Origin of the sequence: Streptomyces sp. GbtcB6 (genome assembly GCF_019091475.1) — a bacterium.
Classification (GTDB): domain Bacteria; phylum Actinomycetota; class Actinomycetes; order Streptomycetales; family Streptomycetaceae; genus Streptomyces; species Streptomyces hyaluromycini.
The window spans coordinates 221,482-230,076 of the sequence record NZ_JAGXJL010000016.1 but is presented as its reverse complement, the minus strand read 5'-3'; the positions used below and the strand labels follow the sequence as shown (position 1 = coordinate 230,076).

Here is an 8,595-nt window from a genome sequence, read left to right as displayed (position 1 = left end):
CCAGCTGCTCAACGCCGTGTTCCTGCGGACGGCCGGGGTCCGGGAGGACGACGAGTCCTGGGGCGAACTGCTGGAGGCGCTCTGGCGTGAGTTGTCGGGGGCGCCCTGATGGATGAGGACTCGGGTGCCTATCCGGAGGCCTTCGAAGTGGCGGAGGCCCTCTGGCTGCACGCGTACCAGACGCTGGCGGCACGGCTGCCGGCGTCGGACCGCCCGCCGCAGCCCCGGCCGACCGCGCTGTCGGACCTCTCCGGCCTGCCCGAACCCCCCGGCGGGCCACCGGCGTCCGGCAGGACGAACGGGACAGGCCGCCCCGGTGGTACGGCGGGGACCGGCGGTGGCGCGGCGGGCGGAACGGGCGGCACGGACGACACGGACGACACGGACGACAGCGCGGCGGCCGGGGCCGACGGCCGTACGACGGCCCGGAACGGCGACGGAGCGGCGGGCGGGGCCGACGGCGACGAGGTGCGGGACGCGTCCGGTGACATGGCCGAGGTGCTGTTCCTGCCGTTGCCGCCCGCCGGGCCGGAGGGTCCCGGGCCGGGTTCCGCACGGGAGCGGGCGGCCCGGCGGGTCCGGACCGGGACGGCCGAGCCGGCCGAACCGGTCGAGGCGGTGCCGGATCTGCGGGACGCGGCGGGGATCACCCGTGCGCTGCGGCCGCTGAAGCAGCTGGTGCCCTCGGCGTTCGAGGTCGAGCTGGACGAGGAGACCACCGCCGAACGCGCCGCCGAGGACGGCCTGTGGGTGCCCTACACCCGGTCGGCGGACGAGCGCCGCTTCGATCTGGTGCTGGTGGTGGACGACCACGCGACCATGGTCATCTGGGAGCAGACGGTCGCCGAGTTCACCGCCGTGGCGGAGCGGCTGGGCGCCTTCCGGGACGTACGGGTGCGCCGGCTCGGCCTGCGGGAGACCCCGCGGGGGCCGGAGGCGGTGCTGCGCGGGCCGTACCCGGAGCACGACGTCCTCGGTGTCCCCGGCGAGCTGGTGGACCGTACCGGCCGCCGGATCGTCCTGGTCCTGACCGACGGCCTGGGACCGCTGTGGCGGACCGCGGCCGGCCTGCAGGCGCTGGAGCTGTGGTCGGCGGCCGGACCGGTGGCGGTGGTGCACCTGCTGTCCCAGCGGGACTGGCACCGCACCGCGCTGGTGCCCCGGCAGGCGCGGCTGCGCAGCCCCCGCGCGGGGGCCCGCACCACCGAACTGGCCGTGGACTTCCCGGCCGAGTGGCGCGACCCGTTCGACCCGCCGCCCGCGAGCTGGACGGCGGGGGTCCCCATGCTGGAGCTGGACGCCCGGTGGCTGGGCCGCTGGGTCGGTCTGGTGGCCGGTGCGGAGTCCGACTGGGTCGAGGCCCCGGTGCTGTTACTGGGTGCGTCCGACGCGCCCGAGGAAGACGTCGACGAGCCGCCGGTCGTCATCCCGGCGCCCTCGGTGCAGGAGCGCATCCGGCGCTTCCGCAGCCATGCCACCCCCACCGCCTTCCGGCTGGCCACCCATCTGGCCGCCGCGATCCTGGAGCCCCGCCTGGTGCGGGACGTACAGCGCCGACTGGTGCCCGAGGCACAGCCGGCCCATCTGGCCGAGCTCTTTCTGAGCGGCCTGCTGGAACAGCCCCCGCCCGCCGCGGCGCGGAGCGCCGCCGCCCCCGTGCCGCTGGAGTTCGTCGACGGCGCGCGCGAGGCGCTGCTGGCGGGCGCGATGCGCGCGGACACGGCCCGGGTGGTGAGTTCGGTGTCCGAGTTCTACGGCGACCGGTTCGAGGCGGCCCGCGGGCTGCACGGTGCGCTGCTCGCCCCGGAGGAGGAGCCGGTTCCGCAAGTGACGGCGGAGAGCCTGCCGTTCCTGCGTGTCGAGCTGGCCGTGCTGCGCGCCCTGTCGGGGCCCTATCTGCTGCGCGCCCGCCGGGTCAGCGCGGCTCTGGAAGGGGCCCCTTCGGGTGCGTCGATCAATGAGAATTCGCGGCAAATAAGCCACGATATCCGTAATAAAAATGTTGTAAATTCAGACTTGGGCGGCCCGGACATGACCGACACCACTGCCAGTGAGTACCAGCATGCAGCGGAAGGATCCGCGAGCGGGACTCCGGTGCGGGAGATTCCCGTTCCGAGCGCCGACGGGCAGCCGGGCGCCGGCCTCCCGTCACCCGGCAGGACGGTCCCGGGGCCGGCCGCACCGCAGTCACACCAGGTCCCGCAGCGTGCCTCCGTACCGGTGGTCTGGGGCAACGTGCCGCCGAACAACCCCAATTTCACCGGCCGGGAGGAACTCCTCGCGCAGGTGCACGAGCAGTTGCTGACGGGCGACACCTCGGCGGTGCTGCCGCACACCCTGCACGGCATGGGCGGTGTCGGGAAATCCCAGATCGCCATCGAGTACGTGTACCGGCACACCGCCGAGTACGACGTGATCTGGTGGATCCCTTCCGAACAGCCGACGATGATCCTGACCGCGCTCACCGAACTCGCCCACCGGCTCGGCCTGAACGTGGGCGCGGAGGCCAACCGCGCGGTCCCGGCGGTGCGCGAGGCCCTGCGCCGGGGCGAGCCGTACGACCGCTGGCTCCTGGTGTTCGACAACGCCGAGAACGTCGAGGCCGTACGCCCCTACTTCCCGACCGGCGGCACCGGCAAGATCCTCATCACCTCCCGGAACCAGGAGTGGGACCGGGTGGCCAGGACCCTCTCCGTGGACGTCTTCACCCGTGAGGAGAGCAAGGCGCTGCTGCGCCGCCGGGCCCGTGACCTGAGCGACGCCGACGCCGACCTGCTCGCCCAGGAGCTGGGCGACCTGCCCCTCGCCATCGAACAGGCCGCGGCCTGGCAGGCCGTCACCGGCATGGCCGTGGACGAGTACCTCGGGCTGATCCGGGAGAAGATCGCCGAGCTGATGCTCGAACTCGTCCCGTCGCCGGACTACCCCATGTCGGTGGCCGCCGCCTGGGACGTCTCGCTGCGCCAGCTCGAACAGCGCAACCCCGCGGCGCTCCAGCTCCTCCAGGTCTGCTCGTTCTTCGCCCCCGAGCCGATCTCGCGGACCCTCTTCAACAACTCGCGGAGCACCATCGCCCCCGAGATCGACGAAGCCCTGCGCCATCCGATCCGGCTCGGCCGGGCCATCCGGGAGATCAACGTCTACGCCCTGGCCCGTATCGAGCACCGGCACGACACCATCCAGCTGCACCGCCTGGTCCAGGCGGTCCTGGTCAACCGCATGTCCCCGCAGCAGCAGGCGGACATGCGGCACGGCGCACACCTGCTGCTCGCCGACGCCAACCCCAACAGCCCCGGCTCGCGCGAACTGTGGCCGCGCTATCAGCAACTGCTGCCGCACATCGTGGTCTCGCGGGCCGTGGAGTGCGACTCGCCGTGGGTGCGCGGCCTGATCCGGGACGTGGTGGAGTTCCTCTTCATCTGGGGCGACCACGACGGTGCGGTCTCCATGGCCCGCGAGGCGATGGACGTATGGACCCGGAAGTTCGGCGCCGAGGACCAGCAGACCCTGGAGATGGCGAAGTGGCTGGCCTTCCTGCTGCGCCGGATCGGTGAGTACGAGGAAGCCGCCGAGATGATGCAGCGCACCGCGGACACGTACATCCGGATCGCGGGCGAGGACGACGAGGGCACCCTGGACGCCCTCATCCAGCTGACCAGCGGGCTGTGGCTGAGGGCCGAGCTGGCCCAGGCGCTGGAGATCAGCCGGTCGGTCTTCACACGCTCGCTGCGGGCCTTCGGCGACGACGACCCGTCCACCCTGCGCGCGGCCCACAACCTGGGCGTCGCTCTGCGCCTGATGGGCCTGTACCAGGAGGCGCGCGAACGCGACACGGAGACGGCCCAGCAGCGTGCCCTCGCACTCGGCGAGAACCACCTCAACACCCTGAACACCCTGAGCGCTCTCTCCCTCGACATCCGCGAGACCGGCGACTACCTCGCAGCAGTCGTCCACCAGGAGGACGTCTACGCCCGCTACGTCGCCAACTACGGCGAGGACAACCCGGCCAGCATCGGCTGCGCCCGTGTGCTCTCGGTATGCCGCCGGCGCGCCGGAGACCACGACGGCGCGCTGCAACTCGGCGAGCTGGCGCTGTCGAAGTTCGAGAGCCGCTACGGCGCCGACCACCCGGACGCCATCGCCTGCGCGGCCAACCTGGTCGTCGACCTCCGGCAGGACGGCCAGCTGACGCGGTCCGCGGAACTGGGCGAGGCGACCGTCGAGCGCTACACGGCCACCCTCGGCGCCACTCATCCCTACACCTTGTCGGCCCGTACGAACGTGGCCATCACCCTGCGCCATCTGGGCCGTCTCGAAGCCGCCGGGGAACACCTGGACGCGGCGTTGCTCGGTATGCACGCGTCGCTGGGGGACGAGCACATCCTCACCGTGACCACGGCCCTAGGCATGGCCAACCACCACAGCGCGCTGGAGCGCCACACGGAAGCCCTGGAAGCGGACCGGCAGAGCCTGGAGATCCTCCAGAGGAACCTCGGCCCGGACCACCCGACCACCCTGGCCTGTGCCAACAACGTGGCTCTGGACCTGCGCGCGCTGGACCGCGTGGACGAGGCCACGGTGTTGCACACCGACACCCTGACCCGGTTCCGCCGGACGCTGGGCGAGAGCCACCCGGCGACCACCGCCGCCGCGAGCAGCCAGCGGGCCGAGGTGGACATCGCCCCGGTGCCGTTCTAGCCAGGGGCCGCCGGCCGGGCTCAGGGCCCGGCCGGCTCGACCGGGGCAGCGGCGCCGCGACCGGAGCGCTGTGGCCGGCGCTACGGTTGCGGCGTCGGCTCGGCGTCCACGGCGGGGGCCTGTCCGGAACCCGGCCGCTGCTCGTCGTCGGGGCCGGTGCCGACGGGCCCGGCCGGCGATGCGTCGGCGGGACGGTACAGCGGGCCGATCAGCGGCCCGGTGGCCGCCGTGGTGAAGAGCGCCATCACGACCAGCAGCGCATACAGCCGGGGGCCGATCACTCCGGCCTGCAACCCCACGTTGAGCACGATGAGTTCGGTGAGCCCCCGGGTGTTGAGCAGCACACCGATCAGCAGTGAGTCACGCCAGGGCAGCCGGGCACCGCCCCGGGCCGACAGGGTGCCGGCGGTCACCTTGCCCACCACCGCGGCGGCGCATATCACCAGCAGCAGCACCAGGTCGGAGGCGTGCAGCCCGTTGAGCTGGACCGACATCCCGGAGATCGTGAAGAACACCGGCAGCAGCAGGCCGCCGGTCTCCTGGAGCGGGCGCAGCACCTGGCTGTCGGGAGCGCCGTCGGGCTGGCGGGGCATGATGATCCCGGCCAGCAGCGCACCGAAGATCACATGCAGTCCGAGCGCGCTGGTGGCCCAGGCCGAGGCCAGCGCCAGCGCGGCGGCGACGGGGACATGATTGGTCATCAGAGCGCCGGGCCGGTGCATCCACCACCTCAGCACGGGCCGCACGACGACGAACATCACCAGCACGTACGCCGCCAGCAGCGCCACCTTGAGGCTCCAGGCCCGCAGCGATCCGTCCTCGCCGCCGATCAGGGCGACGGCCAGCACCGGCCAGCTCAGCGCGTCGATGACACCGGCGGCGGCCATCGCGATCGTGGCGGGGCGGGTGCCGGCCAGTCCCTGGTCCCGGATGATGCTCGCCAGCACGGGAACCGCCGTGATGGACAGGGCGACCGCCATATAGAGGGTGAAAGTCGCGTCGATCGGATGCCCGCCGTTCGCGGAGCGGAAACCTCCGGAATACAGCAGAACGATGCCGGCTCCGATTAGCATGGGAATCGCGAACCCGCTCAGCGAGACCGCGGTCACCGCGCCGCGATTACGCAGCTGGCCGAGGTCGAGTTCATAACCGACCGCGAACAGGAAGAGCACCAGTGCGACTTGTGCCAGGGAAGTGAGAATTGGCTTGATCTGGTCCGGGAAGAGGGTTTCGTACGCCCCTCCCGGGGCCAGGCCCAGCAGGCTGGGGCCGAGGGCGATGCCGGCGAATAACTGCCCGATGACGGAAGGCTGGCGTAGCTTGCGGGCGGCCGCTCCCAGGGCCGAGGACGCTGTGATCACCAGCGCGAGAGCTGCGACGACATGAGTGACAGTGGAGTCGATGCTCACCGGCATCCCCCTTCGGCAAGTGCCGCACCCTGTGGCGTTGTTCACACGCAGTGTAGCCGGTACAGGGGCAGCTGACCTATTGTTGCGTGCGCTTGGAATATGCCGTTCTGGGGCGGGGGTCGACGGTGACGACGGTCTTATTCGTACACGGCACCGGCGTGCGGGAGCCGGGATTCAGCGGAACCGTGGAAGTCGTACGGGAAGGACTACGGCCGTTACGGCCCGAAGTCCGCATATCTTCCTGCTATTGGGGAGGAACTGCCGGATCGGTACTGCATTCGAACGGTATTTCCGTGCCGGGGTACGGGACCGGGCGTGAAGTAGCGCATGAGGGCGCCCCCGGCGCGCCGGGGGAGGCCTTCGACGAGGACGTCGAATTCTGGGGACTTCTTTATCTGGACCCGCTGCTCGAACTGCGCCTGCTCACCGCGGAGACCACGGGGAGAACCGAGTCGGCCCCCGGCGCCCGGCCGCCGGGCGAGGCCCTCTCCGCGGCGGCCCCGGCGCTCACCGCGGACGACCGGCTGCGCCGGCTGCTGGACGCGGCGGGCCTCGCGGAGGACTTCGCCGCCGCCGTGGCCGCCGTACTGACCACCGACGACTGCCGCCGCTTCCTCCGCGCCCCCGCCGAGGGCGCCGGAACCACCGAACTGGCCCGGGCCTTCGTGGCCGAGGCGGTGCGCCGCCGGGCCGGGCGGCAGGGACCGGCCCCGGCCCTCGACGGCACCGCCCGCGACGAGGCGGTCGCCCGGATCGCCGCCCTGCTCCCCGGGCCCTCCGGTACCGGGGACGAACCCGGCACCCACCGCGGCCCGGTGACCCGGCGGATCAAGCGGCTGACGGGCCGGCTGGCCCTCGGCCTGGCCTCCGCGCAGGCGGTCAGACGGCGTTCGGCGCTCACCGACGCGGCCCATCCGGCCGCCGGGGACGTGCTGCTCTACCTGGCCCGCGGCGGCCCGATCCGCGAGGCCGTCGCGCAGGCGGTGCTCGCGGCAGAGCCGCCGGTCGTGCTGCTCGCCCACAGCCTCGGCGGCATAGCCGCGCTGGACCTGCTGGTGCTGCGGCCGCTGCCGCAGGTCGCGCTGCTGGTGACCGTCGGCTCGCAGGCCCCGTTCCTGTACGAACTGGGGGCCCTGCCCAGCCTGGAGCCCGGCAGCCCGCTGCCCGCCCACGTACCGCGCTGGCTGAACGTCTACGACCGGCGGGACCTGCTCAGCTACCTCGGCGCCGGCGTCTTCCCCGGCCGGGTCGCGGACATCGCCCTCGACAGCCGCCAGCCCTTCCCGCTCTCCCACAGCGCCTACTGGGGCAACCCCGAGCTGTACCGCGTGCTGGCCGAGGAGCTGCCGTGACCGCCGCCCGCCCGGACCGGACCCACGCCGTCGTCGTCGGCGTGGAACGCTACGCCGTCGGCCCGGCCTGGGACCTGCCGGGCCCGGCCGCCGACGCCCGCCGCTTCACCGCCTGGCTGCGCGGCCGTGGCGTACCCGCGGCCCACATCTCCCTGCTGCTGGGCGCCCTGCCGGGGACAGGCGGACCCGAGGTGGACGTGCCTGCCGGGCCCGCCGGGCGGGAGGCCGTGCAGGAGGTCCTCACCCGCCGGCTGCCCGCGCTGGAGGGCGATCTGCTGTTCGTCGTCTGGGGCGGCCACGGGGTCACCGACCCGCAGGGACACCGCAGGCTCTTCTACGCCGACGCCACGGCCGACGACAAACGCAACCTCGACCTGGACGCCTGGCTGACCACCCTCACCACCGACGCGCTGCCCGGCTTCCGGCGCCAGATCTGGCTGGTGGACTCCTGCCAGACCTTCGTCGAGGACCTGGGTTTCGTCCGCTCACTGCCCGCCGAACTCCCGTCCCGCGGCGACCGGTTGCCGGGCCGGGAGCAGTTCGTGCTGCTGGCCTCCGGGCCGGGGCAGCGAGCGGCCAACGACCCCGTGCTGCGGACCGGGGCGTTCTCCCGGGCCGTGCTGGCCGCGCTGGAGGCCTCGGACGACGAGAACTGGCCACCGGACATGGGCGCACTGGCGGACACCGTGATCGGACGGTTCACCGAGGGGGGACAGCGGCCCACCTCGCTCTGGTACCGGTCCGGGGCCGGCGACGTACGCCACTACGACTTCCCCGCCTCCCGGCGCCGGGAGGAACCGGTGCCGGACGCGGCCCTGTCCGAACTGATCGCGCTGCTGGCCGGATGGCCCGCCCTGGCCGACCGCGACCAGCGCCAGCTTGTCATCGGCATGCTGCCCGTCGACCTGGCCGGTGCCATCCCCCGGCTGGGAGCGGCCCGGGCCGACATCATCAGCATCGTCCGCACCTGCCGTCTGCACCCGGGCGGCCTGGCCGCCCTCGTCGAGGCGCTCGGCGTACTCGACCCGGGCTCGCTGGCGCAGCGCGAGCTGAAGGACTGGGCGGCCCGCCGGCTGAACCCCGGATCAGGAGGCTCACCGGCCTGATCACGGCCTTCCCGACATCTGGGCCATGCG

At 72.8% G+C, this 8,595-nt stretch carries 4 protein-coding genes; 3 read left to right on the top strand and 1 reads right to left on the bottom strand.

What is annotated here, in order from left to right:
* The first annotated feature begins 108 nt into the window (after positions 1–108).
* Positions 109–4,698 carry an FxSxx-COOH system tetratricopeptide repeat protein gene (gene fxsT / locus KVT45_RS27085; RefSeq protein WP_217551692.1) on the top strand — a complete coding sequence of 1,530 codons (4,590 nt, stop codon included), beginning with the start codon at positions 109–111 and terminating at the stop codon, positions 4,696–4,698.
* Between the two features lie 80 nt (positions 4,699–4,778).
* Here the strand turns inward: fxsT and KVT45_RS27080 are convergent, their stop codons facing one another.
* Complete coding sequence (locus tag KVT45_RS27080; protein WP_217551691.1) at positions 4,779–6,107, bottom strand: cation:proton antiporter; 1,329 nt, start codon at positions 6,105–6,107, stop codon at positions 4,779–4,781.
* Positions 6,108–6,400: 293 nt separating this feature from the next.
* Between KVT45_RS27080 and KVT45_RS27075 the strand changes: the two genes are divergently transcribed.
* Positions 6,401–7,459, top strand: coding sequence for a hypothetical protein (locus KVT45_RS27075; RefSeq protein ID WP_308310874.1), 1,059 nt, complete (start codon positions 6,401–6,403; stop codon positions 7,457–7,459).
* On the top strand, positions 7,456–8,565 hold the full coding sequence (locus KVT45_RS58135) for a caspase family protein (protein WP_217551689.1): 1,110 nt from the start codon (positions 7,456–7,458) through the stop codon (positions 8,563–8,565). Before KVT45_RS27075 ends, KVT45_RS58135 begins: the two co-directional genes overlap by 4 nt.
* The last annotated feature ends 30 nt before the right edge of the window (positions 8,566–8,595 follow it).